Raw genomic sequence first — 25,077 nt, 5'->3', positions numbered from 1 at the left:
CCCGGTTAACAACCTAGTCGGTTTCCAGCTCGCCCGCCCACGGAGGGTCCGCACCGGGCCGCGACACGGTGATCGCGGCCGCCCGGGAAGCGAACCGCAGGGCCTCTGACCAGTCGTTTTCGGTCATCGTGCGGAGCAGCGCGGGGTCGAGGAAGCGGCGGGTTCCCAGCCAATGCAGCAGGGCGCCACAAATCGTGTCACCTGCCCCTATGGTGTCGATCACATCGACTCTCCGGCCGGGTACATGCGCGGTGAGGTCGGGCGTGCGAACACTGAGTCCATCGCCGCCGTGCGTGATGACAACCGCGCCCACGCCGGCTTCGATCCAGCGGTCCGGATCTGTTCCCGCGGCGCCCTCGGCCAGCCATTCGGCGTCGTCGTCGGACACCTTGACGATGTCGAGCGACGGCAACCACGAGGCAAAGCGCTTGCGGTAAGCGTCGGGGTCATCGATCACACCGGCGCGGATGTTGGGGTCGAGCAGTGTGAGGCGGCCCTCGCCATGACTGCGGTGCAGGAGCTTCTCGTAGACGCTCGCGCCGGGCTCGAGCACCATCGACAAGGTTCCGAAAGCGAGAGCGGCGACCGTGCGCGGCAGCTCACCCGGATCGGCGACCAACCGGTCGGCGGTGCCCTGCAGATAGAAGTTGTACTGCGCCGATCCGTCGTCGCCGATACTGGTGAGAGCAAGCGTGGTCGGTTCCGAACCACGTTGCAGCAGAGAGAGATTCACGCCGGCGGAACGAAGTGCATCAGCGAGGGCATCGCCGAATGCGTCGGTGGACACCCGCGAGCACAACGACACCGCGGACCCGAGCCGGCCCAAGGTGATCGCGGCGTTGAACGGGCCGCCGCCCAAGGCAGGTGTGAGCGGACTCAGCGCACCGGGCGCAGACGGCACCAGGTCCACCAGCGCTTCTCCACACACGACGATTTCTCTCACGGCGCCACCCTCATTCCCGGAATCGCAGGCCCCAGCGGCCGGTCCAGATCTGGCCCGGTTCGAGCACGATCAGATCGGTCCCGGTGGCAAGGGCGTTGGGCGGCGCGGTCATCGGTTCGATGGCCACGGCCCTGCCGCGACCGGGGTACGGCTGGTCGTGGCCCGGGTCGGCGGTGAAGGCCTGGACCCACGAGAAGTTGAGGTCGGTCCACAGTTCGGTGGTCCCGTCCGAGCCGATCAGGCGATGGGTGATGATGCCGTCGTCACCAGCCATCGCGGTGAACGGGGTGTCGAGCCACACTCCCTCGACCGGTCGTGGTGTCCGGAAGTCGAACTCGGTGCCGGCGACGTCGACGGGGTCGCCGTCGGGGAGTTGGCGTTCGGGGTCTAGCGGCTGGTACTTCTTCGCAGCCAGCTGCAGTGAGCAGTCGTCGGCAGGGACGTCGCCCACGCGGACGAAGGTGTGCTGCCCCAATGCGTACGGCGCGCGGATGGTCCCGGTGTTGGTGGTGGTGTGGGTGACGGTGAGGCCATCGGGCCCCACGGCGTAGGTGGCGGTCAGCTGGAGGTCGAACGGCCAACCGGGATGCTGCCCGACGGCAACGCCGAGGGTCACCGACGTTGGGGTCTGGTCTAGGACATTCCAGTCCACCATCCGCACGAAGCCATGGTTGGCGTTGTTCCGCCCGGCTTCTGTGATGGGGAGCTCGTACGACGTGCCGTCGAAGGTGTATCGGCCGTCGCCGGTGCGATTCGGCCACGGCGAGAGCACCAATCCGCACGAGAGCGGAGGCTTGACCCCCGGTTCGATCTCCCAGGTCTCGGTGAGGAGCCGGCCGCGCCACCTGACGGCCCGGAGCCCCGCGCCGGTCGCGGCGATCTGTGCGCTGTATCCATCCGCTTCGATGCTGTGCCCGGCCACATCGGTCAGCTTAGCCGCCACTTGGGGTGGCGATGCGAAGTTGTCGCCCCGGCAAAAGCTTTCATCCATTCGGCTGTGGCGGTTGACACTCCCGTGAGACGGATCTACAGTTTCGTCTCATTGGTGTCCCACGGCACCGGCCGTCGACGAAGGATGTCTCCCGTGACCGACCTGCGCGATACCCGACCGATCACCACGCCCGTCCCGCCCGCATCAGAGCCCGTGCCACAACTGCTCGGCCCGGATTCGGTGACCTGGAAGTTCTTCGGCGGCTGGCACGGAATGCTCATCGGCCTGTGGTCGGGCTCGATGCAGAACATGCACCCCAAGCTCGGTGCGGCAGTGTGGGAGCACTCCGACTTCTTCGGCGAACGCTGGGAGCGGTTGATGCGGTCGCTGTATCCGATCATCGGGGTGGTGTTCGACGGCACCGAGGACACCGGCCGCGAGGTTCGGGACTACCACCGCGAGATCAAGGGTGCGATGCCCGACGGCAGCCGCTATCACGCGCTCGATCCGGAAGTCTTCTACTGGGCGCACGCCACCTTCTGGTACGGCAACATCCGGTGCGCGGAGGTCTTCGGACCACCGATCACCGAAGCGGAGAAACGTCAGCTGTTCGAGGAGTCACGCACCTGGTACGCGATGTACGGCGTGAGCACCCGGCCATGCCCGGATACGTACGAGGAGTTCGGAGAGTACTGGGATCACATGTGCCGCAACGTCCTTCAAGACCATCCCGCCGTCCGCACGGTACTGGACATCTCCGAACTGCCGCCGCCCCCGTGGATGTCGTGGATGCCCCGGCCGGTCTGGAAACAACTGGTCCGCCCCACCGAACGATTCTTCACCTGGCTGACGGTGGGCCTGTACGACCAGCCCGTTCGCGATCTGATGGGCTTCACGTGGTCAGAACGTGACGAGCGCCGTTTCCGCCGGTTCGGCAAGGCCGTCAACACCTTCATGCACCTGTTGCCCGAGCGCTACCGCAAACATCCTCGTTGCCGCGACGCCTGGGATCGGCTGGCCGGAGCGGTGCCCGCCGACGCACCACTACTGGACACCCCGATACGCAATCTGCCTCCCGAAGCCGTCCGTGGCGAGCCGATGCACTACTGCCCGGTGACGGCGGCGCGAAGGGCGAACCTGCCCTGGCAGTCCAACGAGACCGCACCCTGAGAGCTCGACCGGCCTCGGGGGCCCAGTGTCATCAAGACCACACCGGTCCACCGTAACGCGGCCACCTGGGGATTCGACTAGTCCTGCAGCACCGAAAGCGCCACGCCCACGCCGTCCCGCACCGGGGCGGCATGCCCGGGCAGCGCCCAAGACAAGCCGACTGGCGCTCACGGCCAGATGCCCTACCATGTCCGGCGGAGCATCGACCATCGGCCGTCCCCAAAACCGGGACGGCCTGCCCCGGCGACAAGTCGCATGCGGAGGACCATGACCATCACCACAGCCGAGCCACGACCGACACTGCAGAAGGTGCCGCTGACCACCGAGGCGGCGCGCATCGGCGCCACCGCCTGGCACGCCGTCTGCGGAGGCGCGCGCTTCGCCACCCGGGTACGCCACAAGCAGGACGCGGCTGCAATCGGAGCCGGCGAGACGCGCAACACGTTCGCCGCCCTGGGCCCGACCTACGTCAAGCTCGGGCAGCTCATCGCCTCGAGTCCTGGCGTGTTCCCCAAGGTGCTCTCCGATGAGTTCCGGTCGCTGCTCGACAGGGTGCCCCCTGCCGACCCCGAGCAGGTTCGTGCGCTGCTGACCAGTCAGCTCGGCCGCGACCCCGACGAGGTGTTCGACGACTTCGACGCCGAGCCGATCGCCTCCGCGTCCATCTCGCAGGTCCACACCGCGACGCTGAAGACCGGCGAGTCGGTGGTCGTCAAGATCCAGCGCCCGGGCATCAAGGCCCGGCTGGCCGCCGACCTGCAGATCCTGCAGCGCACCGCCGCGCTCGTGGAACTGTCGTCGTACGGACGCATGCTCAGCGCCAAAGCTGTGATCGAGGACTTCACCGCCAACCTCCATTCCGAGCTGGACTTCCGCACCGAAGCCGCCGCCATGGAGGAGTGGACCGCGGCCATCTCGGGGTCGAAGTACGCCGACAAGGTGCGCGTTCCGAAGGTGTACTGGGACCACACCACCGAGCGGGTACTCACCCTCGAGCGGGTGGACGCCATTCGCATCGACGACGTCAAGGCCATCCGCCGCGCGGGTCACGACGGCACCGAGATCGTCAAGACGCTGCTGATGTCGTTGCTCGAGTCGGCCTTCACCGACGGGATCTTCCACGGCGATCTGCATGCCGGGAACGTTCTCGTCGACGCCGACGGGCGCATCGTGTTCCTCGACTGGGGCATCGTCGGTCGCTTCGACGACACCACCCGCATGATCGTCCGCGAATTGCTCGGCAACCTGATGCGCAGCAACTACGAGGCCGCCGGTCAGGCCCTGGCTGCGCTGGGCACCTTCGGGAAACCGGGTTCGGTCCGCGAGACCGCCAAGGACCTGCGACGGGTCGCCGCCCCCATCGGCGGAACCGAACTGGGGAACATGGCGTACGCCGACCTGGGCCGCCAACTCGCAAACCTCGCCAAGAACTACGACGCTCGACTCCCCCGTGAACTGGTACTCGTCGGCAAGCAGTTGCTCTACGTCGAGCGCTACATGAAACTGCTCGCGCCGCGGTGGAAGGCGATGGCCGACCCCCAGGTTGTCGGGTACACCGCAGGCCTGCTCAAGGATTCGGCCCCCAGCCGCACCCGCGCCGCTGCCCGGTAATCGTCAGCGGGTGATCGTCAGCGCGTGATGCGGTAGCGGACAAAGGCGGGGACGGCGAGGGCAGCGAGGACTGTTCCGATCACGACGAGGACGCCGCCGCCGGCGGTGGCGACCGCGGTGCCGACCGATGCGGCCGCGGCGCCATGTGCGACGTCGGCAATGCGCGGCCCGCCCGCGACGACAACGATGAAGACGCCCTGAAGGCGTCCTCGCACATCGTCATTCGCGGCCGCCTGCAGCATCGACATGCGGAACGCTGCCGACGCCATGTCCGCGGCGCCGCCGATCATGAGCAACGCCACCGCGATCGGCAGCATCGGCAGCGCCGACCCCGAGGCGAAGCCGACACAGATTCCCACCCCGGTGATCGCCACACCCCAGATGAGGATGCAGATGATCACCGCGTACCCCTGACGCTGCACTCGCGAGACCCAGCCGGAGAACACTCCCCCGATCACCGCACCCGCGGCGATGGCCGAGAACAAGAGCGCAAAGGCCACACCACCACCGTCTGGTCCACCGAAACTCTCGTGCGCCATTTGAGGGAACAGTGCCCTGGGCATGCCGAAGATCATCGCGATCAGGTCCACCAGGAACGACATCATCAAGACCTTGTGACCGCCGAGATAACGGAATCCCTCGATCACCGACTTCAAGCCCGGCGTGCCCCGTTTGTCCGGTCCCTCCGGACGCAGCGACGGCAACCGGATCACCGCCCAGATCGTGGCGAACAGGAACAACGTGTCCACCAGGTACAGCACGGAATAACCCAGGATCGGGATGAGCGCCCCACCCACCAGCGGGCCGGCGATCCCGCCGGCCTGCATCACCGTCATGTTCAGCGAATTGGCAGCGGGCAGTTCGGTTTTCGACATCAACTTGGGCAGGATCGCCGACCGCGTCGGCTGGTTGACCGCAAAGAAGGCCTGCTGTACCGCGAACACCACGAGGATGAACCACACGTTGCCGAAGCCCAGTGCTGACTGCACAAAGAACAGGGCGCTGGTCGCGATCAGCCCGAATGTCGTGATGATCAACAGGATTCGCCGGTCCATCACGTCGGCGACCGCCCCGCCCCAGAGGCCGAAGATCACCAGCGGGACAAGGCCGAACAATCCGGTCAGCCCGACGTAGGCCGAACTGCCGGTGAGTTGGTAGATCTGTGCGGGAACCGCCACCACCGTCAGTTGCGCACCGATGACCGTGACGATGTTCGCCCACCACAGGCGTCGGAAATCAGGGTGTTGCAGCGGGGTGGTGTCGGCGAGGAACCGGCGCGTCACCTCGTCCGTGCCCCGGAACCCGAATCCGGCAGGACCTGCCGGGTGAGCGTGGTCGGTGTCACGGCTGCAATCTCACACTGCGCCAACGGCCGTCGACGAGCGTGCACCGAACCCGGTTGTGCAACCTGTTGGCCCGGCCCTGCCAGAACTCCACCTCGGTGGGCGTCAGGCGATAGCCACCCCAGCGCGGCGGCACCGGAACCGGTTGATCCCCGTCCGCGCCACCGAATTGGTCCGAGATCGCCGCCGCACGCTCCTCGAGCGCCTGGCGTGAATCGATGGGTGCCGACTGTTCGGACGCGTAGGCACTGAGCTGTGAACCACGTGGCCGCCTGACCCAGTAGTTCTCGGTGGCCTCGGCGGGCACCTTGCTGACGGGCCCCCGAAAGTGCACCTGCCGCTCCATCCCGATCCACGGGAAGGTGACCGAGGCATACGGAGTGGACGCCAGATGGTTCGCCTTGTCGGAGTCGTAGCCGGTGAAGAACACCACGCCGTCGGCATCGGCACCCTTGCACAGCACCGTCCGTGTGGACGGATGGCCGTCGGCATCAACCGTGCCGAGGACCATCGCATTGGGTTCGGCGATCGCGGCATCGATGGCTTCGCGCAGCCATTGGCCGAACAGGGCCAGCCACGGCGGATCCCCTGCGAGCCAGCTCGGGTCGAGGTTGCCGCGGACCCCGTCCGCACCTGCTGCGTCGTCACCGCCCGATGCCGAATAGGCCACCCGCATGCTCGACAGATCCACCGGTTCGTTCGTCACGACGAATAACGCTACTCCCGGGTAACCGCGGCTGGAACGGGCTACTACAGTCCTAGGCAAGTACGGCAGTCGGTGCCCCGAGACCGCGGGTGACAGCGCGGCCGCAGTGTGCAGCTCGAACCGCGAGGAGTGCGATCGATGGCAGTCAATGTGCAGGTACCGGAGGGATTCGTCGAAGGTCTCGAGGGCGTCACCGCCTTCACCACCGAGATCGCCGAGCCGGACAAGAACGGCGGAAACCTCCGATACCGCGGGGTCGACATCGAAGACCTGGTCGAGAACAACGTGACCTTCTCCGATGTCTGGGCGCTGCTGGTGGACGGGAAGTTCGGCGACGGCCTCCCCCCGGCCGAACCCTTCCCGCTGCCCATCCACACCGGCGACGTCCGCGTCGACGTGCAGGCCGGGCTGGCCATGCTTGCTCCGATCTGGGGCTACAAGCCGCTGCTCGACATCGACGAGTCCACCGCACGCAACAACCTCGCCCGCGCCTCGGTGATGGCACTGTCGTACGTCGCCCAATCGGCACGCGGCATCCATCGTCCCGCCGTGCCGCAGGACGTGATCGACGAATGCGACACCGTCACAGCACGTTTCATGACCCGATGGAAGGGTGAGCCGGACCCCGCGCACATCCGCGCCATCGATGCCTACTGGGTCAGCGCCGCCGAGCACGGCATGAACGCCTCCACGTTCACCGCCCGCGTCATCGCCTCCACGGGCGCCGATGTCGCAGCTTCACTGTCGGGTGCCATCGGCGCGATGTCCGGCCCGCTGCACGGCGGCGCACCGGCCCGCGTGCTGCCGATGATCGAAGAGGTCGAGCGCACCGACGACCCCCGCGGCCTGGTCAAGGGCATCCTCGACCGCAAAGAGAAGCTGATGGGTTTCGGTCATCGCGTCTACCGCGCCGAAGATCCCCGGGCCCGGGTGCTGCGCCGCACGGCCCAGGAGCTCAACGCCCCGCGCTATGAGGTTGCTGCCGCGCTCGAGCAGGCCGCCCTGACCGAACTACGCGAACGGCGCCCCGACCGCGCCATCGAGACCAACGTGGAGTTCTGGGCCGCGGTCATCCTCGACTTCGCCGAGGTGCCGCCGCACATGATGCCCGCCATGTTCACCTGCGGGCGCACCGCCGGTTGGTGCGCACACATCCTCGAACAGAAGCGTCTTGGCAAGCTCGTCCGTCCTGCCGCGCTGTATGTGGGCGCCGCACCTCGCCGGCCAGAAGACGTCGAAGGCTGGGCCACCATCGCCGGCTGACCCGGAAATGGTGGGTTCGGGCGAACAAACCCCCAGGTCGCGTTCGCCAAAACCCACCATCATCGGGTTCGGGGGCGGTCTCTAGACTGGTCGCATGAGCGAAACGATCACCATTCCGGCCGACCTCCTGCCCGCTGACGGCCGATTCGGTTGCGGCCCTTCCAAAGTCCGCCCCGAACAGCTGCAGTCGCTCGTCGACACCGGTGCATCGGTGTTCGGCACCAGCCACCGGCAGGCCCCGGTCAAGAACGTCGTCGGCTCCATCCGTAGCGGTCTCGCCGACCTGTTCAACCTGCCCGACGGTTACGAGGTGGTGCTGTCCAACGGTGGTACCACCGCCTTCTGGGACGCCGCGGCGTTCGGACTCATCTCCAAGCGGTCGCTGAACCTCACCTACGGCGAGTTCTCCAGCAAGTTCGCCACCGTCGCGAAGAAGGCCCCGTTCCTCGACGACCCGATTGTCGTCTCCACCGAGCCGGGTACCGCGCCGAGCATCGCTACCATCGGCGCCGAGCAGTACGAGGGCGTCGACCTGGTCGGCTGGGCCCACAACGAGACCTCCACCGGTGTCGCGGTCCCGGTGACGCGCCCCGACCTCGCCGGTGACGCCCTCATCGCCATCGACGCCACCTCCGGCGCCGGCGGCCTGCCGGTGAACGTCGCCGACGCAGACGTCTACTACTTCGCCCCGCAGAAATCGTTCGCCTCCGACGGCGGCCTCTGGATCGCCCTGATGAGCCCGGCGGCCCTCGACCGGATCGCCACCATCGGCGCCTCTGATCGCTGGTGCCCCGAGTTCCTGTCGTTGCCGACCGCGGTGGACAACAGCAGCAAGAACCAGACGTACAACACCCCTGCTGTCGGGTCTCTGCTCCTGCTGGCCAACCAGATCGAGTGGATGAACAACCAGGGCGGCCTCGACTGGTGCACCGCCCGGACCGCCGACAGCTCCGGCCGGCTCTACGACTGGGCCGAGGCCAGCGAGTTCGCCAGCCCGTTCGTCGCCGACAAGACCTACCGGAGTCAGGTGGTCGGCACCATCGACTTCAACGACGACGTCGACGCCGCCGCGGTCGCGAAGATCCTGCGCGCCAACGGCGTCGTGGACACCGAGCCATACCGCAAGCTCGGCCGAAATCAACTGCGCGTCGGCATGTTCCCGGCCGTCGAGCCCGATGACGTCAGCAAGCTCACGGCGTGCATCGACTACGTGGTCGGCGCTCTGTAAAGGCTGAACCACCGCTCAACACACCCCCGCTGAGCTGGGATTTTTCGGGCGTGTCACGGCATGCGATCTGTTGAATCTGCATTACGCTGTCGCTAATGCAGACCGACGCAAGTGTAAGGCTGGCTCCCTGACGTGAAGGAGGAGCAGATGCGTGAGCTTCGAGTCATCGGCCTGGAGCCGGACGGCAAAAAGGTGATCCTGCAGGACACCGAGTCGAGCGAGAAGTTCCGCATCCCCGCCGACGACACCTTGCGCGCCGCCGCTCGCGGCGATCTGACCCGGATGGGTCAGATCGAGATCGAGATGGAGAGCACGCTGCGTCCGCGAGAGATCCAGTCGCGCATCCGCTCCGGGGCGTCGGTCGCCCAGGTCGCCGCCGCTGCCGGCGTGCCGATCGACCGCGTCGAGCGTTTTGCGCATCCGGTTCTGCTCGAGCGTGCACGTGCCACCGAACTCGCCGCGCAGGCGCACCCGCTCCGCTACGACGGCCCGGCACTGTCCACGTTGGCAGAGGTGGTCGCGGCCGCACTCGGAGCACGCGGTCACAACCCGGACGACACCGAGTGGGACGCCTGGAAGGGCGACGACAACCGCTGGGTTGTCCAGGTGAGCTGGCGCGTCGGCCGGTCGGTGAACCGTGCACATTGGCGTTACGTTCCGGGTTCCAACTCGGGCACCGTCGAGGCCATCGACGAAGTGGCCGACGAGCTGACCGATCCGGACATGAGCCGGCCGCTGCGGAGCGTGATCGCCGTCGCGCCGGTCTCGGAGGACAACACCTACGACTACGACCACCCCGAGCTCGCGTTCGACTACACACCTCCCCCAGCGGCACAGGTGACACCCGTATCGCGGCCCGCACGTCTGACCGTGAAATCCGACGGAACCGAAGCCGTGACCGTGGACGCCGACTCCCTGACCGGCGCCCAGACGGCCCGGCGCATACCGGCGAGGCGGGCCGAACCCGTGCCCGCGCCGCAGGTCGACAGCGAGCCGGCGGTCACCGAGCCGGCGCCGACCACCACCGACGATCATGACGACCACCACGACCACGACGACGCCCCGGAAGCCCCCGCGGCCGAACAGCAGGCACCCGCGCCGCGTAAGCGTGCTCGCAACAGCCGCAAACCCGCCGTGCCGACCTGGGAAGATGTTCTGCTCGGTGTCCGGAGCAGTGGCAACACCTGACGCAGGCTAAGTTGTTTGATGCACCTAATGTCGGACAGCAATCACGGAAAGGCTTGAATTGGCAGCGAAGGCGTCCATGCTCTGGTTCGTCAATTCGAGCGATCCGGCGGCCGAGATCCGCGAGGGCGTGACCAACGACGAGAATGCGGCGCAGGCACTGGCCACGGATCTGTTCCCCGACATGACCCTGCTGCCGATCGGACAGTGCGATCTGGTGGAAGCCGCAACCCCGGCAGCCGACCAGCTCTTCGTCGGCGTCTACCGCTCCTTGGCCGTGGTGACCGGACCGATCCTGCGAACCAGCAGTCCGTCCACCCTGCCCGAGCAGTGGACCGCCGCACTGCCGGCGCAGGCAACGGTGTTCCTCAACACCGATCCGGAGTACTCGGTCGGTGCATTCGCGCGCTGGGAGGACGGGATACTGCGCCGGTCGTTCGCGGCCAACCCCGTCGACATCTACGAGAACATCGGTCTCCCGTTCATCTTCGAGGGTCCGTTCTGGGCCGGCGAACGCCCGCTCGTCTACGCCGAGGGCGCCATCCCAGACCCCCAGGCCCTTCCCTTCCATCCGCAGGAGTTCGCCGAGGAGGCCATGCGGAGCTGGCTGGGCTTCCGCATCACCACCCCACGCGACCCGTCGGACTCCGATCCGCACTCGATCCAGTTGTCGGGCTTTGCGATTCGGCCGAAGGGTTATCAACCCGACCAGCGTTCGGATGAACGGAACCTCGCCGAACAGCACCCGTCCGACGGCCAGTATCCGACCGAGCATCCGCAGCGACCCGTCGAGGAGTCGGCGCCCGCACCTGCGGTCAAGCGCGTGGCCCGGTGGTTCGGATTCGGGCCCAAGGCTTGATGCAGGCCTGACGCGCGAACTGGTCTGCAAGCCCGTTCGAAGAGCCCGTTCAGCGAGCCCGCTCGTAGAACGCGAGGGCGGCGGCAGTCGCGACATTGAGCGAATCCGTTCCGCGTGCCATCGGGATGCGGGCGCGCACATCGCCCGCACGCATCGCCGTCTCCGTCAGTCCCGGCCCTTCGGCCCCCACCATGAACGCCACACGCTGGGCATCCACCACCTGCGACAGGGTCGCCACCTCCGGGTCGGGGGTGAGTGAGATGATGCGAAAGTCGTTGCTGCGCAATACGTCCAGGTCTGCCGGCCAGCTGGCGGCATGGGCGAACGGAACCAGCAGTACGTGGCCCATCGACACCCGAACCGATCGCCGGTAGAGCGGATCGGCGCATGCCCCACCGAAGATCACGGCGTCCACACCCAAACCTGCCGCATTACGGAAGATGCTGCCGATGTTCTCGTGGTCGTTCACACCTTCGAGCACGGCGACGGTGCGCGCGTCGGCCAGGATGTCGGGCAGCGCAAGGGGTTCGGGGCGGCGCGCCACGGCGAGCACACCACGATTGAGGTGGAAGCCCACCACCTGGGCCATCACGTCTGCGTCAGCGCGAAAGAACGGCACCCCGCTGACCGTAGGATCGGTGAGGGTCTCACCGAGTTCACGCAACCTCTTGTCCACGCCGAAGAAGGCGTGCGGCGCGAACCGGGAAGCGACCATCCGCTGTGCCACGAGCACACCCTCCGCGATGACCAGCCCCCTGCCGGGGCGTCCTCCGGCGAGGACCGGGAGATCCGGCCGCCGGTCGACCGAGTTGAGGTCACGGAAGTCGTCCACGCGTGGGTCGTCGGGGTCGTCGATGTCGATGACCGTCACCGCGAGGTCCGACATAGGTCCTGCCTGGTGAGCGTGCGATCCGACCATCCGACTAGTTTGCCCGACGGCCGATATGGCAGGTTGAACGGGTGAGCAAAGGTAATCTGACGCTTCGTCGCGCAAATGAATCCGACTGGCCGGCCATCGCGACCGCAGACGCCCGGGCCTTCGCGTTCGTCAATCCCCTCGACGAAGAGGCGCTGGCCGACATCCGCTCGAAAGTTCGCGATGACGACGTCATCGTGGTGCACGACATGTCCGATCCCGAGCGGCCGACGCTGGTCGGTGTGTCGATGTTCTTCCGGATGACGATGTCGGTTCCCGGCGGACATCGGGTATCGCTGCCCGGGTTGTCCTGGGTGTCGGTGGCCTCCACGCACCGCCGCCGCGGCATCCTGCGGATGATGATCACCGAGTTGTTCGAGCAATGGGAGCGCGAGCAGTCCGTGTTCTCGATCCTCACCGCATCAGAGGGCACCATCTACGAGCGATTCGGTTACGGCCCTGCCGCTTTCGAGCAGCAGGTTCGGATCGACCTGCGCCGCGCACAACTGCGCGCACCGGCCCCCGAGGATTCGAGGGTTCGCTACGCCGACCCGGACCAGATCCGCGACCGCGTTCCCGAACTACACGACCGCTGGGTTTCCACCAGGCCCGGCGCTATCGTCCGGGCGCCGGTGTGGTGGAACATGATCTTCGCCGACCGTCCGATCCTGCGTGACGGACGAAGCGGTCTGCACTACCTGCTGCATCCCGACGGCTATGCCAGCTACCGGATCCACCACGAGTCGGAAAGCGTGTCGGTGGCGGAGGTCTCGGAGTTGTTCGCCGTCACCGACGAAGCGCATTCCGATCTCTGGAGGGTGCTGGTCGGCCTGGATCTGCTGCCCGCCATCACCGCGACAACGCCGGTCGACGACCCGCTGCCGCTGAAGCTGACCGATCTGCGTGCTCCGTCCGTGACCGGTATCCGCGACAGCATGTGGTTGCGGATCCTCGACGTGCCGGCGGCTCTGACGATGCGCGAGTACGGTCTCGACGCCGAGTTCGTGATCGAGGTATCGGACAAGTTCCGCCAGTCGGGGGGTCGCTTCAAGCTCGCCATCACCGACGGCCGGGCCGGGGTCACCGAGACCGATGCCGAACCGACGGTCACGATGGACATCTCCGTGCTGGGCAGCCTCTACCTCGGGGCGTACCGCGCGGTGGACTTCGCATCGGCAGAGCGACTCTGGGCCGTGGACGGGCCCACACTCCATGCGCTGGATCAGGCGCTGAGCACCGATCGCAAGCCGGTGGCGGGCACGTTCTTCTAGTCCCGCTCTGGGGCGCGGCGTTCAGTCGCTCTCTGCGACGATCGATTCGATGATGCCGACGGCGTCACGCAGCGTCGCCATCTGATCGTCGTCGAGGCGTTTGAGCTGGGCACGCAGCCATTCCTCGCGGGCATTCGCCTCATCGACCACAACGTCGGTTCCCGACGGCGACAGCGTCACGATCACCTGGCGTCCATCGGTGGGGTGCGGTTCGCGCTTGACCAGGCCGAGGTCGGCCAGGGATGCGATGACCCTGGTCATCGACGGAGGTTGCACACGTTCCCTCGCCGCGATGGCGCCCGGCGTCATCGGGCCTTCCCTGTTGAGGGTTGCCAACGCCGAAAGCTGTGTCAGCGACACCGGCGATGCCGACCGGCGACCGCGCAGATGCCTGGTCAACCGGACAACGGCGATCGCCAGATCGCTCGCGAGCTTTTCGTCATTGTGATCCACGCGATCAAGGATAGGTGAGCCCGCGCTGAATGCACCATGAACCGGCGATGTTCATGTGTTCGGTTCACGAGTGAATGCTCGTTAACTTTTTAAAAGACAGTTCGTCTCGTAGTGCTGCACAAGCCATCCCCACGTCTGAGATTACGCCTGGACGAGTGGCTAAACGAGTGAACTTTCGACTGCGTACGAGTTGGCCTGCCACGTTTCCGCCACTAGTGTCGACTGCATGCCCGAACCCATTCCATCGCTGCCGCGAGCACTGACGGCACCGGAGCCGGTGATCGCGGTGGGCATGATCGGTTTCCTCATCGCGACCGTGCTGGTTGCCGTCTGGGACCTGGGAACCGACAACACGCTCACCATTTGCCTGGTGGGCCTGGGCGTCGGTCTGTTCGGCTGCTTTGTGGTGTCCCTGCAACGGTGGGCGATCCGGCGAGGGAGCCGCGCCGCCCAAGACGGTCTGTCCTGAACATGACATAGGTCGCCGACGCCACGAAGACCACGCCCAGGAGCCAGCCTGTCACGACATCGGTCATCCAGTGGACCCCGAGGTACACGCGACTCCAGCCGATCGCCACGGCGAGCACAGGAGCCGCCACGAGCACCAGACGGTGCGCTCGCACCCACGAACTGCTGTGATAGCCGGCGACCGCGATCAGGCCGTAGACGATCGTCGCCATCATCGCGTGTCCGGACGGCATGGAAAACGTGTCGATGTCCAGCAATCGGGCCTCCGCAGGCGGCCGTTCCCGCCCGATCAGGTGCTTGAGCCCGACCATCAGGCCGTACCCGATCAGCGACCCGGCCCCGACCAGCACCGCCGACCGAACTCGTCGCAGCACGAGCAAAGTGGTGGTCGCCAGCACCGCCACCAGCGTCATGGTGGCGGTGTCGCCGAGGGTGGTGACGATCTTCATCGTCCGGGTCCACGCGTCGGTCCGGTTCGTCACCGACCATTCCCAGACAGAACGGTCCGGCCCGAAGGCGAGGGACTCGGTTCGGAGAATGCCCGTCGGGTCAGTCAGGGATGACGTGGAACTCGGCATCGATGTGGAGCGCCCCTTTCTGATCGCGCCAGAACGGAACCCGGCGTCGACTCGTGGTGCCGTCGTGGTGCACCTCGACTAGCAATTCATCGTGGACCCGGATGGGACCGGTGGGCAGCGGCCTGCTCTGCATCAACGCCGAACGCAACGCGCCGGGCTCGGCCTCCCATGTGGACGGCCTGCCCTCCTGCACCGGTACTGCAGTGAACTCCTCGGTCGCCAGCGGCATGTCGAGCAGGTCGGCGAGCGCCGATGCCAGCCCGATCTGCGACGGCACCACGGTGATGAGTCGACCGGGGTCGATGGCGGCGGCGAGCCAGGGAGCGTCGAGGACAACCGCGTCCTGCGCCACGTCTCCGGCGAGAGTTCTTGCAGCCGTTGGTGGTTCGATGTCGTCCAGCTCGATGCGGCCGGCCCGCAGCGCCTCGGCGAGGGCAGTGTGTGCTGTGGCCGCCACCAGCGGTGAGACCGCGCGGTCGGCCGTGGACAGCCGGTTCAGGATGAGCCGAGCCGCGTCGATGTCCTCGACATCGGCATTGCCGAGCGCGCCGGAGATCTCGTCACCATGCGGGTGATCGATGGGGTCGAGCAGGCCTGCGACGGTCAGGTCGCTCGGTGCACGCCAGCCCCCGAGCGGTACGCCGTCGACCACCGCATAGTGTCGCAGCCACCAGCAGGTGTACCCGGAACGATCGGCCAACAACGTTGCCGCGTCGGCAGATTCGACCAGCAAACTCAGCGCCTCCGGCCAGCGGTCGGGGTCGACCAGGTCGAGATCGCGGACGGCCGACAGCGTCTGGGGCGGATCGTCCAGTGTGTTCCACCACTGCTCTTCGTCGGGCAGGTCGTGGTCGGGGCCGGTCGGATACTCCTCACGCAGCACCGTGAAGTCCCAACCCACGCCCAGAGCGCGAAACGCCGCCTGGCCGAACTCCTCCACCAGATCGGCCGAGACGATCCCGAACGGCGAATCATCGATCAGCACAGCCGAAAGCGGACTGCCCGGCAACAGCAGCTCGTCCGCCGGTCGCACGTCGTCGTCATCGGTGGGGAGCTGCAACTGACCCAGCCAGGTCGGGACCACCACGTCCGGAGCCGCGCGGAGCAAACCGAGCACACTCCGCACCAGACGTTCATCGGCCGGATCCTCGTCGATCTCAGCGCGCAGGGCTGGGTCGGACAGCATCTCCCCCACCGTGATCCGCTGAGCACCGAGCCGTTCGAGCAGATCGTGGTTCGCCGCAGGATGGACGGTCGGGAGCCAGCTGGGGGCGACAACGTCGGCATCCTCGTCGCCGCGGTACGGCGGCAGCACGGTTCCGCGGGCACCGGGAAGTGTCCGTCCGTCGGTCAAGGGCACCGGGAGCGCCCCTAGTTCGTCGACCTGGCCCTGTGCCACCACCGACAACTCGGCGTAGAGGTCGCCCCACCACCCTGGTTCGCGTTCCAGACCGGTGAGCCGTTCGGCCACCTCCGCCAGACCGATCTCCGTCACACCCACCGACCTCAGCGTGCTGAGCGAGCCCCGGCCGGACAGGTCGGGATGCACCAGCGTCGTGATGACCTCGCCCAAGAGGCCGGCGAGCCCGGCGGTGAGGTCGGGCAGTACCTCGGCCCGGGAGGCGATCAGGTCGTCGCCCTCGGCACCCGGAACCCAGGCGTGCCCGGCCAACTCGGCGATCAGCGCTTCACGCAGTCGTTCGTCGTCGCGTCCGGCCGCGAACCCCGGCGCCGGGACGAGCCCCATTCGCTGATCGATGGGCAGCTCGGCCACGATCTGTGCGTAACCCTCTGCCAACACGGCTATGTCGGCGTCGGGGTGCAGCCCACGACGATCAGCCGTCAGCTGCACATCGCCGACACAGATGGCCGGCACGGTGAGCTCGACGTCGGTGCGGGTGGGCGCACGCAACACATCGCGACGCACGCGAACCGGCCTGCCGTCGCGCAGCGGGAGCAACCAGCGGGCGCGCGGCGCCACGAGCTCACGCCAGCTCGCACCGCCGACGGAGATGGTGTCGCCCTCGCGGACGCGTCGAAAGGTGTTGTCGGGCAGGGTTATCGTGTCGATCGATTCGAGCTCGAGCAGCAATTGCACACTTTCGGTGGCAAAACCGTCGAACATCGCGGCCATGTCGATCGAGTTGTCGATCTCCATCACCACCTCGGTGTCGAAGCCGTCGATCGGCGCGGTGTCGATCGGCCAGGCCAGGCGCAGCGTCGGCACCTGCTCCACAACCGCCCCGTTCGCGGCCAGTTCGGCACGCGTGCGTTCGGCTGAGAACTCGAATGATCCGGTCTTCGAACGGATCTCGACATGACGCGTCACCGCGGCAACAGCGGTGAACCCCACCCCGAACCGTCCGATCAAGCCGTCGCCGTGTTTGCTCGAGGAACGCAGCGCCGTCAGGGCAGCGGCACCGTCGGAGTCGACAGGTGCGCCGGTGTTCGCGATGTGCAGCCACCGACCGTCGTGCCACACACGAACCGAACCGATGATCCCGGCAGCCGTCGCGGCATCGGCGGCGTTGGCGACCAGCTCGGTCAGCAGGCGATCGCGATACCCGACGCCGACGAGATCTGTTTCGGCAGCAGTGTCTTCACGCAGACGGGTGGGCGAGGTGAGCCACGACCCGAGAATCGAGTCGCGCAGACGGCCGAGGCCGAACGGGTCGGACAGCTGCACGACGGGTCAGGAGTTGGCGTGGATCTCAACCGCGCCGTCGTCGTAGGCATCGTAGGCAGGGCTTCCGCCGCCGGTGGGCGCCTCGACGTCCGAGTGGGCGCCGCACCCGTACTCGGCGTGCACCACACGACCGTCCGCGGCGTATTCGTTGGCGCACACACCGAACGCGGCGCGCAGCGAACCGACAACGGGGAGGTAGAAACCGCAGGTGCCGCAGTTGTGCCGGGCGCTCCTCGCCATCTCGGAAGCGGGACCGTGCTCACCCTCGACCCACCGCGAAGCCGCCTCGAGCCGACCCTCGCGGCTCAGCAGTCGTTTGCGGCCCAGACCCAGTTCGGTCGCCACAGCGGACTCTTCGCTGAAGGGGTCGTTGTCGTCGTTGTCGACGTACCCCGGGACAAGGCGTGGGTCGTCGGCGGGCGTGGCCAGCAGATCTCCGGGGTTCAGGTCTCCCGGCCGCACCCGCTCGGCCCACGGAACCCATTCCGGCGCGGTCAGTGCGGTGGAACCCGGCAGCAAGGCCACCTCGTTGACCGTGACGTCGTCGCAGCCAGGGCATCCGGCCAGGACCACACACCACTGCCATCCGCGGTAGCCGGGCACCTGGGCGGCAAAGTAGTGGGTGACCGTGAAGGCGGCCTCGGTGACCGCTTCGAGGTGGTCACCGACCTCTTTGTCGTCGGCGTCGATCGCGGCCCTCGCCTGCGAGACGGCCGCAGTCAGCAGCGCTTCCACGCGTTTCTGCTCGGCGTCATCCCTCTCCTGGTCGACATGACTGCCGGGCCCGTCGTGATCAGTCACTGCGTCTGTCTGCTCGGTAACCGCGTTCACGTCCTCCAGTGTGCCGTATCGGGGCGCGCCGCAAGTGCCCGAGGGTTGGTAGGCCTGCGTCGGATAGGGAACAATCGGGAAAGTGAACCGAGGAAATCAACCACACGATCCTCGTACGACCTCCTCGGGCAGGGGCAGAGGCACTCAGCGCCCCGCCGACCCCGCCGGGCAAGACCCCCGCCAGCCGCCACGACCGGGGCCCGCAGCGCATCCGGGTTCGGCCAATTACCCGGTGGACGGCTCGACGCCGGGAACCCGCCAGCCACGTCCTGGGGGTCAGCCCTCCTATCCGCGCGGCGGCCAGCCCCCCATGCCACCGCGTGGCCCGCGACCGCCCAGTGGGCCTCCCAACGGTGGTCCTGCTCAAGGCGGTCCGCCGCCCGCGTCCACCGCGGCGTTCCCCCCTCACGACGACAGCCGCCGGAACGACACCCGCCAGCAGACATCGCGCAACCCGCATCTGCCGCCACTGGACGAGACCGACTACCACCGCGAGGAATCCGGCGGCCGGGCAATGCCCCGCAAACTCACCGTCACTCGCGTTGCCGCGCTTCGAGGCCGGGAGCTGACATCGAAGGGCCTGGGCAAGATTCATCAGGCCGCCACCGCCGACGGTGCCGACCGTTCCGGTCTGACCGCGTTGACCTATCCGACGGTGGTCAACTTCGCAGTCGACGCCGCGATGACGATCGCGTTGGCCAACACCTTGTTCTTCGCCGCCGCAAGCGCGGAATCGAAAGGCAAGGTCGGTCTCTACCTGTTGCTGACCATCGCGCCGTTCGCGATCATCGCCCCACTGATCGGGCCGATGCTCGACAAACTCCAGCGTGGCCGTCGGATCGCGATGGCCGGCACCTTCGCCGGGCGCACCGTGCTGGCCCTGCTGGTGATGGCGAACTGCGGTTGGGACGACGCCGCGAACCAGCTGACCTACGACCCCTGGGTGCTCTACCCATGCGCACTCGGAATGTTGGTGCTGTCCAAGTCATTCGGCGTGCTCAAGTCGGCCGTCACACCGCGTGTCCTACCGCCGACCATCGACCTGGTCCGGGTCAACTCCCGACTGACCACATTCGGGTTGGTGGGCGGAACGATCCTCGGCGGTGGTGTGGCAGCACTGTGTGAAGTGTTGCTGGCCAAGGTCCTTCCTCTGCACCTGCCCGGCGCCATGGTGTGGCTGGCCATCATCACCGTCGCCGGCGCCGTGCTGTGCATGCGCATCCCGTCCTGGGTGGAGGTCACCGCGGGCGAGGTCCCCACCACACTGACCTACCACGGTGAACCGGCACGCGATCCCTTGCGACGCCCCGATCCTGCCCAGTACCCCCCGCCTGGTGGCGCACAGCCACCGAGCGCAAAACAATCCGGCGAGAAGGCCTCTCCGGTCAAGGCCCTGGCGGCCACGATGCGTCAGCCCCTGGGCCGCAACGTACTCGTCGGTCTCTGGGGCAACGGCACCATCCGCATCCTGACCGGCTTCCTGACCCTGTTCATCGCCTTCTACGCGAAGTCGCAGCAGGGTGGCGGCAGCGGCTGGGCCCAGGTCGCCATGCTCGGCGCGGTCGGCGCGGCCGCCGGCATCGGGAACTTCATCGGGAACGCCACCGGCACACGACTGGAGCTGAAGAACCCCGAGCGCATCATCGTGATGGTGACCGGTGCCTGCGTCGCGGTCGCGGCATTGGCCGCAGCGTTCGGCAGCCTGCTGTTCGTGGCCATCGCGGCGCTCGTCGCCTCGGGAACCAGCGCCATCGGCAAGGTCTGCCTTGACTCGTCCATCCAGAACGACCTTCCGGACGAATCCCGGGCCTCGGCTTTCGGTCGCTCTGAGACCGTCCTGCAGATGAGCTGGGTGTTCGGCGCATCCCTCGGCGTGCTGCTCCCGCCGAACCTCACCATCGGCTTCGGAGTCGTCGCAGGATTGCTGGCCCTGGGCCTGGTGCAGACCTTCGTCACCAACCGGGGCTCTACGCTGGTCCCCGGATTCGGCGGCAAGCGGCCAGACATGACCATGCCCACCGGCGCAATCCATGTCGATCCGCACATCCGCGAGGCCTGGAACAAGGGCGGCGGAGACCGATGAGTTGGGATACATGAGCGCACGCTTGACCACAGGCGAGAAGAAGTTCTTCGCGATCGCCGTCATCACCGTTCTGTTGCTCGTCGCCGTCATCGGCGGCTCGGTGGCCGCGTTGGCCTCCGGACACGAGGACAACGACGTTCCGTATCTGCATGTCGCGAACGGCAACACACTGATCACCGTTGAGCCGCTGATCTATTGCTCCATCGAGGTGACGAACTGCGAAGGATCGCCGACCAACAAGCCGGCGCGGATCCCCGTGCCGGTCGGCGACGCGGTGATGGTGTCGCTGTCGAGTGACCTGTCCGTCGGGCCCTGGACGCTGGTGGTGCAGTACCTCACCAAAGACGGGTTCGACAACACCGCCGAGGTCTTCTACCGCAGCGACAGCAAACGCACATTCACCCTCGCCTCGACCCGCGACCGGATCCTGGCGACGATCGAGATCAAGCAGCCGTCACAGAAAGAAGACGCGGGCGGCTTCATCCCACGCGGGATCTGGGGCATCGACACCCTTCCCGACGGTGTTGATGTCCCAGCGTCCGACTAGTTCGAAATCCGGCTGGTCGAAGATCCGGCCGGTTGGAGAACCGGCAGCGGTGTCACACGAGTACTGCTAGGTCTCGAGCTCCCGGGCAACGGCCCGCACCACCTCGGAGATCCGGGCGGCGGTCTTGCGGTCGGGGTATCGGCCCTTGCGCAGATCCGGCTGAATCTTGCCTTCCAGCAACGTGATCAGGTCGGCCACCATGCCGTGCAGCTCATCAGGACTGTGCCGCTTGGGCTGTTCCTTGCGCGCTTCCCGCGTGTTCTTGGCAACGCTGGGAGCCGGATCGAGAACCTTGACCGTCAACGCCTGTGGGCCGCGACGGCCCGCTGCCATGCCGAACTCGACCCGCTGGCCGGGTTTGAGCGCCTCGGTCCCATCGGGGAGCGCGGACGAGCGCACATAGACGTCTTCGCCCTCATCTTGCGAGAGAAAGCCGAAGCCCTTCTCCGCGTCGTACCATTTCACCTTGCCGGTAGGCACTGTGCTCACCCTCATCTACTCGCATTGCCCAAAACGAAAGCGCCCGCTGCGGGCAACTGGCCCAGCCGGACGCGTTCGGTCAGTCTAGCGCCTCGGCCAACCCCCGAGCACACGGGTTTTCGGCCGCCTCGAACCTGCACTACCGTTGTCTACATGCGCAAAGCCGAAGGCAGCCTCTTGCTGCGGGCCGCTGTGGGACTGTTCGCCATCGGAGTCATCGCACTGCTCTGGCTGTTTCTGAGTACGCCGATCACCGGTGAGACCGCTCCCCTGTTCGTCTATCTGCTCACCATGTGTGCCCCGCTCGGCTTTTTGCTCGGGCTGATTTTTGCGTTGCGATCAGGGCGACGCCATCGGAACGCCGCTGCGCACCAGGGCCGCGGCTCGAGGTCGCCACTACAGTGACTGACGACATGACGCTCTCAATCGACGGAGCATTGACTCCCACCAGTGACGGCACGGCACTCCGCGCTGCATACAGCTGCTTTCCGACCGGTGTGGTCGCCGTATGCCACCAGGGCGACGGCGACCCCATCGGCATGGCCGCCAGCTCGTTCGCCACGGTGTCGCTCAACCCGCCACTGGTGTCACTCTGCGTTCAGAACGAATCGACGACGTGGCCCAAGTTGCGCAACGCTCCCGTCATCGGGCTGTCGGTGTTCGCCCGTGATCAGGACGCCGAGTGCAAGCAGCTCGCGGGCCGGGCCGATGCGCGATTCACCGGGCTGCGGGTGGAAACGACCGACGACGGGGCACTCTTCATCGGCGGAGCGGTGGCCCAGCTCTCGTGCACCATCTACAACGAGATACCGGCCGGCGATCACAGCCTGGTCCTGCTCAAGGTCGAGGCGTTGCGCGCCGACCCGTCGCAGGAGCCGCTCGTGTTCCACGCCAGTGCGTTCCGGGCGCTGGAAAGACGGGCGTAGCAACCACGACTTCGGCGCCCATCAGAAAACGACCGTAGTCAGTTTTCACCGGGGATCCGACCTCGATCGGGCGTTCACCGTAGGCTTGTACAGGTGACCGCCATCGCTCTGGGTATGCCAGCCGGCTTATCCGCCCGCCCGCCCGTCGGGACAGACGCCGTCATGCCCACCAGCGGTCCAATGGTGGACACCTTCGGGCGCGCTGTTCGCGACCTCCGCGTCTCGGTGACCGACCGCTGCAATCTGCGCTGTACCTACTGCATGCCCGCCGAAGGCCTCGACTGGCTCGATCGCGACGACGTTCTGACAGCTGCCGAGATCGTGCGGGCGGTCTCGGTGGGCGTGCGCGAACTCGGAGTACGAGCCGTCCGGTTCACCGGCGGCGAGCCACTGCTGCGCAAGGACCTCCCGGAGATCATCGAAGCGGTTGCCGCCCTTGACCCCCGACCCGAGATCGCGCTGACCACCAATGGACTGGGCCTGGCCCGGCAGGCGAAACGATTGGCAGCTGCCGGCCTGGACAGGGTGAACGTATCCCTGGACACCGTCGACGCCGCCAAGTTCGCTGCCATCACCCGTCGCGACCGCCTTCCCGACGTGTTGGCAGGCCTCGAGGCCGCGGCCGACGCCGGGTTGACCCCGGTGAAGGTCAATGCCGTGCTCGACACCGCCGGCGGCCTCGACGACGCCGCTGCGCTCCTGAAGATGTGCCTGGACAAGGGCTACCAACTGCGGATCATCGAGCAGATGCCGCTGGACGCCGAACACCACTGGTCACGCACCTCGATGATCACCGCCGACCAGATCCTCGCCCGCCTGCAGCAGGACTTCGACCTGCGGCCCGACGACGTGGCGCGTGGGTCGGCCCCGGCGGAACGCTGGATCGTGGAGGGTCATACCGGGCTCGACGGGAGGCCTGCCCGAGTCGGGGTCATCGCCTCCGTGACCCGCCCGTTCTGCGGCGATTGCGACCGGACCCGGCTCACCGCGGACGGACAGCTTCGCAATTGCCTGTTCGCCACCTCGGAGACGGACCTACGCAGTTTACTGAAGTCAACTGACGCTACAGATCAGGAAATCGCGCTGCGGTGGCGACAGTCCACGTGGGGCAAGCTCCCGGGCCATGGCGTCAACGAGCCAGGCTTCCTCCAGCCCGCACGGTCGATGTCGGCGATCGGGGGCTGACTATGCGTATCTGCGTCCGGTTCTTTGCTGCCGCCCAAGCAGCCGCGGGTGTCGAGCAAAGTGTGGTCGAACTCACTGACAAAGCCACTCTTGCGGATCTGGAAATCCAATTGGGTCAAAGCAATCCACAGTTGGCTGAAGTGCTCGAGAGATGCTCATATCTGCATGAGTCCGTCGCCGTTCGGGACCGCTCACGGGCGCTCTCGAGTGGCGACACCGTCGACGTCCTGCCGCCGTTCGCGGGCGGTTGAGCGCATCTCACCGTGCGCAGCAACGGGTCATTCGACCCACATCGGCGTCTCATTCCTTCGGATGAAGCTGTGACGTTCCTCACATAACGGTTGGGTTACGGTACGGACACAGGACGACAGTCATACCGATGAGCAGCAGTAATGCCGAAACCGCCGAAAACGGGCCCGCCGACACGTCGAAAAGGCCGTCGAAGAAGTTATGTGTAACCACTGATTAACCCGTACCGTCTGTCTCGGTCGACCTGATCGGCCAGACCGCAAGTGAATATTCCCGGCTCGCCGCGCCCAACCTCGTCCCGCGAACCGAGAAACTCCAAACGCATTTCAGGGACGAGGACGGGGGACCCAACATCTCCTGGAGATCACCGGGTTCCGAGAAATCGGAGCCCTTGGGGTGAAGCCCGCGCAAGCGGACCGAGCAACCTCTCGCTCGAACCCGACAGCTGACTTCGTAGGCGCGTGGAGAGAGGAAGTACAACTCATGTCCGGACGTCATCGTCAGCCGACCACCACTGGTCGCACCATCGCCAAGTTCGCCCTCACCTCTGCCGTCATCGGCGGCGGCGCCACCCTCGCCTTCGCAGGCGGCGGCAACGCCGGTGCAGCCACCGACGCCGAGTGGGACCAGGTCGCCTCGTGCGAGTCGGGTAACAACTGGGCCATCAACACCGGCAACGGCTACCAGGGTGGACTGCAGTTCAGCCCCAGCACCTGGACCGGCCACGGCGGCGGCGAGTTCGCCCCCTCCGCCGACCAGGCAACCCGTGAGCAGCAGATCGCTGTCGCCGAGCGCGTCCTCGCCAGCCAGGGACCCGGCGCATGGCCGACCTGCGGCACCGGCCTGAGTGGCGCGACCCCGCGCAACGCTCCCGCTGCAGCTCCCAGCCTCGAGATCCCCGCAGCACCGGCTGCGCCCCAGGCTTCGGACCTCTCGGCTCAGACCGACGAGATCGCGAACGACCTGAAGTCCGTGTTCAACGATCCCACCGTTCATGCGCTGATCGATCAGGCCAACGCGGCCGGTGACCTCGACGCCGGATCCATCGCGTTCTACAACCAGTACCGGGACATCCTGCCCCTCCCCTGATCTCGGGGAGCCCAGACGAAGGGCCTCGCACGCGACCATGAGTCCGTGCGGGGCCCTTTTCCATGTTCCGATGATG

The 25,077-nt window shown here is 66.8% G+C and carries 25 protein-coding genes and 1 riboswitch; of the genes, 15 read left to right on the top strand and 10 right to left on the bottom strand.

The features are described 5' to 3' along the window. Positions 1-13: 13 nt before the first annotated feature. Entirely contained in the window at positions 14-943 is a 930-nt protein-coding gene (locus tag WIMU1_RS05890) for a carbohydrate kinase family protein (protein ID WP_062795474.1), read from the bottom strand. 10 nt (positions 944-953) lie between these two features. Then, positions 954-1,886, bottom strand: coding sequence for an aldose 1-epimerase family protein (locus WIMU1_RS05885; RefSeq protein WP_255283864.1), 933 nt, complete (start codon positions 1,884-1,886; stop codon positions 954-956). Between the two features lie 132 nt (positions 1,887-2,018). Here WIMU1_RS05885 and WIMU1_RS05880 point away from each other — a divergent pair, with 132 nt between their 5' ends. Further along, entirely contained in the window at positions 2,019-3,044 is a 1,026-nt protein-coding gene (locus tag WIMU1_RS05880; RefSeq protein ID WP_084248012.1) for an oxygenase MpaB family protein, read from the top strand. A 267-nt stretch (positions 3,045-3,311) separates the two neighbouring features. Beyond that, positions 3,312-4,655, top strand: coding sequence for an ABC1 kinase family protein (locus tag WIMU1_RS05875; RefSeq protein WP_062795473.1), 1,344 nt, complete (start codon positions 3,312-3,314; stop codon positions 4,653-4,655). 17 nt (positions 4,656-4,672) lie between these two features. Here WIMU1_RS05875 and WIMU1_RS05870 read toward each other — a convergent pair whose 3' ends face one another. Both WIMU1_RS05870 and pdxH read right to left on the bottom strand, forming a co-directional pair. Continuing rightward, positions 4,673-5,938, bottom strand: a complete 1,266-nt coding sequence (locus tag WIMU1_RS05870) for an MFS transporter (RefSeq protein WP_062795472.1) — start codon at positions 5,936-5,938, stop codon at positions 4,673-4,675. Positions 5,939-5,996: 58 nt separating this feature from the next. Next, positions 5,997-6,674 carry a pyridoxamine 5'-phosphate oxidase gene (gene pdxH / locus WIMU1_RS05865; protein WP_062795925.1) on the bottom strand — a complete coding sequence of 226 codons (678 nt, stop codon included), beginning with the start codon at positions 6,672-6,674 and terminating at the stop codon, positions 5,997-5,999. 168 nt (positions 6,675-6,842) lie between these two features. On the opposite strand from pdxH, the gene WIMU1_RS05860 reads away from it, so the two are divergent. The 4 genes from WIMU1_RS05860 (at position 6,843) to WIMU1_RS05845 (ending at position 11,239) form a co-directional block, all read left to right on the top strand. Beyond that, positions 6,843-7,967, top strand: coding sequence for a citrate synthase 2 (locus tag WIMU1_RS05860; RefSeq protein ID WP_062795471.1), 1,125 nt, complete (start codon positions 6,843-6,845; stop codon positions 7,965-7,967). Between the two features lie 94 nt (positions 7,968-8,061). Continuing rightward, positions 8,062-9,195 (top strand): phosphoserine transaminase, encoded by a 1,134-nt coding sequence (gene serC / locus WIMU1_RS05855; RefSeq protein WP_062795470.1) that lies wholly within the window; start codon positions 8,062-8,064, stop codon positions 9,193-9,195. A 147-nt stretch (positions 9,196-9,342) separates the two neighbouring features. Next, positions 9,343-10,383 carry a septation protein SepH gene (sepH, locus tag WIMU1_RS05850; RefSeq protein ID WP_062795469.1) on the top strand — a complete coding sequence of 347 codons (1,041 nt, stop codon included), beginning with the start codon at positions 9,343-9,345 and terminating at the stop codon, positions 10,381-10,383. A gap of 76 nt (positions 10,384-10,459) precedes the next feature. Further along, complete coding sequence (locus WIMU1_RS05845; protein WP_062795468.1) at positions 10,460-11,239, top strand: DUF6928 family protein; 780 nt, start codon at positions 10,460-10,462, stop codon at positions 11,237-11,239. Between the two features lie 49 nt (positions 11,240-11,288). On the opposite strand, the gene WIMU1_RS05840 is transcribed toward WIMU1_RS05845, so the two are convergent. After that, positions 11,289-12,125 carry a TrmH family RNA methyltransferase gene (locus WIMU1_RS05840; RefSeq protein ID WP_062795467.1) on the bottom strand — a complete coding sequence of 279 codons (837 nt, stop codon included), beginning with the start codon at positions 12,123-12,125 and terminating at the stop codon, positions 11,289-11,291. A 74-nt stretch (positions 12,126-12,199) separates the two neighbouring features. Here WIMU1_RS05840 and WIMU1_RS05835 point away from each other — a divergent pair, with 74 nt between their 5' ends. After that, positions 12,200-13,426 carry a GNAT family N-acetyltransferase gene (locus WIMU1_RS05835; RefSeq protein WP_062795466.1) on the top strand — a complete coding sequence of 409 codons (1,227 nt, stop codon included), beginning with the start codon at positions 12,200-12,202 and terminating at the stop codon, positions 13,424-13,426. A gap of 21 nt (positions 13,427-13,447) precedes the next feature. Here WIMU1_RS05835 and WIMU1_RS05830 read toward each other — a convergent pair whose 3' ends face one another. After that, positions 13,448-13,879, bottom strand: a complete 432-nt coding sequence (locus WIMU1_RS05830; RefSeq protein WP_030169615.1) for an Rv0880 family HTH-type transcriptional regulator — start codon at positions 13,877-13,879, stop codon at positions 13,448-13,450. Positions 13,880-14,105: 226 nt separating this feature from the next. On the opposite strand from WIMU1_RS05830, the gene WIMU1_RS25750 reads away from it, so the two are divergent. Further along, entirely contained in the window at positions 14,106-14,348 is a 243-nt protein-coding gene (locus WIMU1_RS25750; RefSeq protein ID WP_023955327.1) for a DUF2530 domain-containing protein, read from the top strand. Here WIMU1_RS25750 and WIMU1_RS05820 read toward each other — a convergent pair. The 3 genes from WIMU1_RS05820 to WIMU1_RS05810 all read right to left on the bottom strand — a co-directional run bounded on the left by WIMU1_RS05820 (position 14,236) and on the right by WIMU1_RS05810 (position 18,442). Then, a complete protein-coding gene (locus WIMU1_RS05820; protein ID WP_245969112.1) occupies positions 14,236-14,829 on the bottom strand; it encodes a phosphatase PAP2 family protein in 594 nt (197 codons plus the stop codon). The two genes, WIMU1_RS25750 and WIMU1_RS05820, sit on opposite strands and share 113 nt — an antisense overlap. 67 nt (positions 14,830-14,896) lie before the next feature. Next, entirely contained in the window at positions 14,897-17,611 is a 2,715-nt protein-coding gene (locus tag WIMU1_RS05815) for a sacsin N-terminal ATP-binding-like domain-containing protein (protein WP_062795463.1), read from the bottom strand. A 6-nt stretch (positions 17,612-17,617) separates the two neighbouring features. Beyond that, a complete protein-coding gene (locus tag WIMU1_RS05810) occupies positions 17,618-18,442 on the bottom strand; it encodes a DUF3027 domain-containing protein (protein ID WP_084248011.1) in 825 nt (274 codons plus the stop codon). A gap of 310 nt (positions 18,443-18,752) precedes the next feature. On the opposite strand from WIMU1_RS05810, the gene WIMU1_RS05805 reads away from it, so the two are divergent. Both WIMU1_RS05805 and WIMU1_RS05800 read left to right on the top strand, forming a co-directional pair. Beyond that, complete coding sequence (locus WIMU1_RS05805; RefSeq protein ID WP_030169605.1) at positions 18,753-20,525, top strand: MFS transporter; 1,773 nt, start codon at positions 18,753-18,755, stop codon at positions 20,523-20,525. Between the two features lie 10 nt (positions 20,526-20,535). Beyond that, entirely contained in the window at positions 20,536-21,072 is a 537-nt protein-coding gene (locus WIMU1_RS05800; protein WP_023955335.1) for a DUF2771 family protein, read from the top strand. 66 nt (positions 21,073-21,138) lie between these two features. Here WIMU1_RS05800 and WIMU1_RS26815 read toward each other — a convergent pair whose 3' ends face one another. Continuing rightward, entirely contained in the window at positions 21,139-21,552 is a 414-nt protein-coding gene (locus WIMU1_RS26815; protein ID WP_023955337.1) for a cold-shock protein, read from the bottom strand. Positions 21,553-21,705: 153 nt separating this feature from the next. Between WIMU1_RS26815 and WIMU1_RS05790 the strand changes: the two genes are divergently transcribed. The 5 genes from WIMU1_RS05790 to WIMU1_RS05770 all read left to right on the top strand — a co-directional run bounded on the left by WIMU1_RS05790 (position 21,706) and on the right by WIMU1_RS05770 (position 25,001). Beyond that, on the top strand, positions 21,706-21,957 hold the full coding sequence (locus tag WIMU1_RS05790; RefSeq protein ID WP_062795462.1) for a hypothetical protein: 252 nt from the start codon (positions 21,706-21,708) through the stop codon (positions 21,955-21,957). Positions 21,958-21,965: 8 nt separating this feature from the next. Further along, positions 21,966-22,478: a flavin reductase family protein gene (locus WIMU1_RS05785; RefSeq protein ID WP_062795921.1), complete on the top strand. Its 513-nt coding sequence runs from the start codon at positions 21,966-21,968 to the stop codon at positions 22,476-22,478. 93 nt (positions 22,479-22,571) lie between these two features. Next, positions 22,572-23,663, top strand: coding sequence for a GTP 3',8-cyclase MoaA (gene moaA / locus WIMU1_RS05780; RefSeq protein WP_371850279.1), 1,092 nt, complete (start codon positions 22,572-22,574; stop codon positions 23,661-23,663). A 2-nt stretch (positions 23,664-23,665) separates the two neighbouring features. Beyond that, entirely contained in the window at positions 23,666-23,914 is a 249-nt protein-coding gene (locus WIMU1_RS05775; RefSeq protein ID WP_062795461.1) for a MoaD/ThiS family protein, read from the top strand. Between the two features lie 301 nt (positions 23,915-24,215). After that, positions 24,216-24,388, top strand: a riboswitch (cyclic di-AMP (ydaO/yuaA leader). Between the two features lie 7 nt (positions 24,389-24,395). Further along, positions 24,396-25,001 carry a transglycosylase family protein gene (locus WIMU1_RS05770; RefSeq protein ID WP_062795460.1) on the top strand — a complete coding sequence of 202 codons (606 nt, stop codon included), beginning with the start codon at positions 24,396-24,398 and terminating at the stop codon, positions 24,999-25,001. Positions 25,002-25,077 lie beyond the last annotated feature (76 nt).

It is taken from the genome of Williamsia muralis NBRC 105860 (assembly GCF_001598915.1).
Classification (GTDB): Bacteria; Actinomycetota; Actinomycetes; order Mycobacteriales; family Mycobacteriaceae; genus Williamsia; species Williamsia muralis.
The sequence above is the reverse complement of the archived record's forward strand: the minus strand, read 5'-3'. Positions and strand labels throughout refer to the sequence as shown.

What these genes read in the sequence shown, in the direction of transcription:
- WIMU1_RS05775 (WP_062795461.1), top strand. Translation starts at nt 23,666, where the DNA reads ATGCGTATCTGCGTCCGGTTCTTTGCTGCCGCCCAAGCAGCCGCGGGT.
- WIMU1_RS05785 (WP_062795921.1), top strand. Translation starts at nt 21,966, where the DNA reads ATGACGCTCTCAATCGACGGAGCATTGACTCCCACCAGTGACGGCACG.
- WIMU1_RS05770 (WP_062795460.1), top strand. Translation starts at nt 24,396, where the DNA reads ATGTCCGGACGTCATCGTCAGCCGACCACCACTGGTCGCACCATCGCC.
- WIMU1_RS05790 (WP_062795462.1), top strand. Translation starts at nt 21,706, where the DNA reads ATGCGCAAAGCCGAAGGCAGCCTCTTGCTGCGGGCCGCTGTGGGACTG.
- WIMU1_RS05880 (WP_084248012.1), top strand. Translation starts at nt 2,019, where the DNA reads ATGTCTCCCGTGACCGACCTGCGCGATACCCGACCGATCACCACGCCC.
- WIMU1_RS25750 (WP_023955327.1), top strand. Translation starts at nt 14,106, where the DNA reads ATGCCCGAACCCATTCCATCGCTGCCGCGAGCACTGACGGCACCGGAG.
- WIMU1_RS05800 (WP_023955335.1), top strand. Translation starts at nt 20,536, where the DNA reads ATGAGCGCACGCTTGACCACAGGCGAGAAGAAGTTCTTCGCGATCGCC.
- WIMU1_RS05875 (WP_062795473.1), top strand. Translation starts at nt 3,312, where the DNA reads ATGACCATCACCACAGCCGAGCCACGACCGACACTGCAGAAGGTGCCG.
- sepH (WP_062795469.1), top strand. Translation starts at nt 9,343, where the DNA reads ATGCGTGAGCTTCGAGTCATCGGCCTGGAGCCGGACGGCAAAAAGGTG.
- WIMU1_RS05860 (WP_062795471.1), top strand. Translation starts at nt 6,843, where the DNA reads ATGGCAGTCAATGTGCAGGTACCGGAGGGATTCGTCGAAGGTCTCGAG.
- WIMU1_RS05845 (WP_062795468.1), top strand. Translation starts at nt 10,460, where the DNA reads ATGCTCTGGTTCGTCAATTCGAGCGATCCGGCGGCCGAGATCCGCGAG.
- serC (WP_062795470.1), top strand. Translation starts at nt 8,062, where the DNA reads ATGAGCGAAACGATCACCATTCCGGCCGACCTCCTGCCCGCTGACGGC.
- WIMU1_RS05840 (WP_062795467.1), bottom strand. Translation starts at nt 12,125, where the DNA reads ATGTCGGACCTCGCGGTGACGGTCATCGACATCGACGACCCCGACGAC.
- pdxH (WP_062795925.1), bottom strand. Translation starts at nt 6,674, where the DNA reads ATGCGGGTGGCCTATTCGGCATCGGGCGGTGACGACGCAGCAGGTGCG.
- WIMU1_RS05805 (WP_030169605.1), top strand. Translation starts at nt 18,753, where the DNA reads ATGCCACCGCGTGGCCCGCGACCGCCCAGTGGGCCTCCCAACGGTGGT.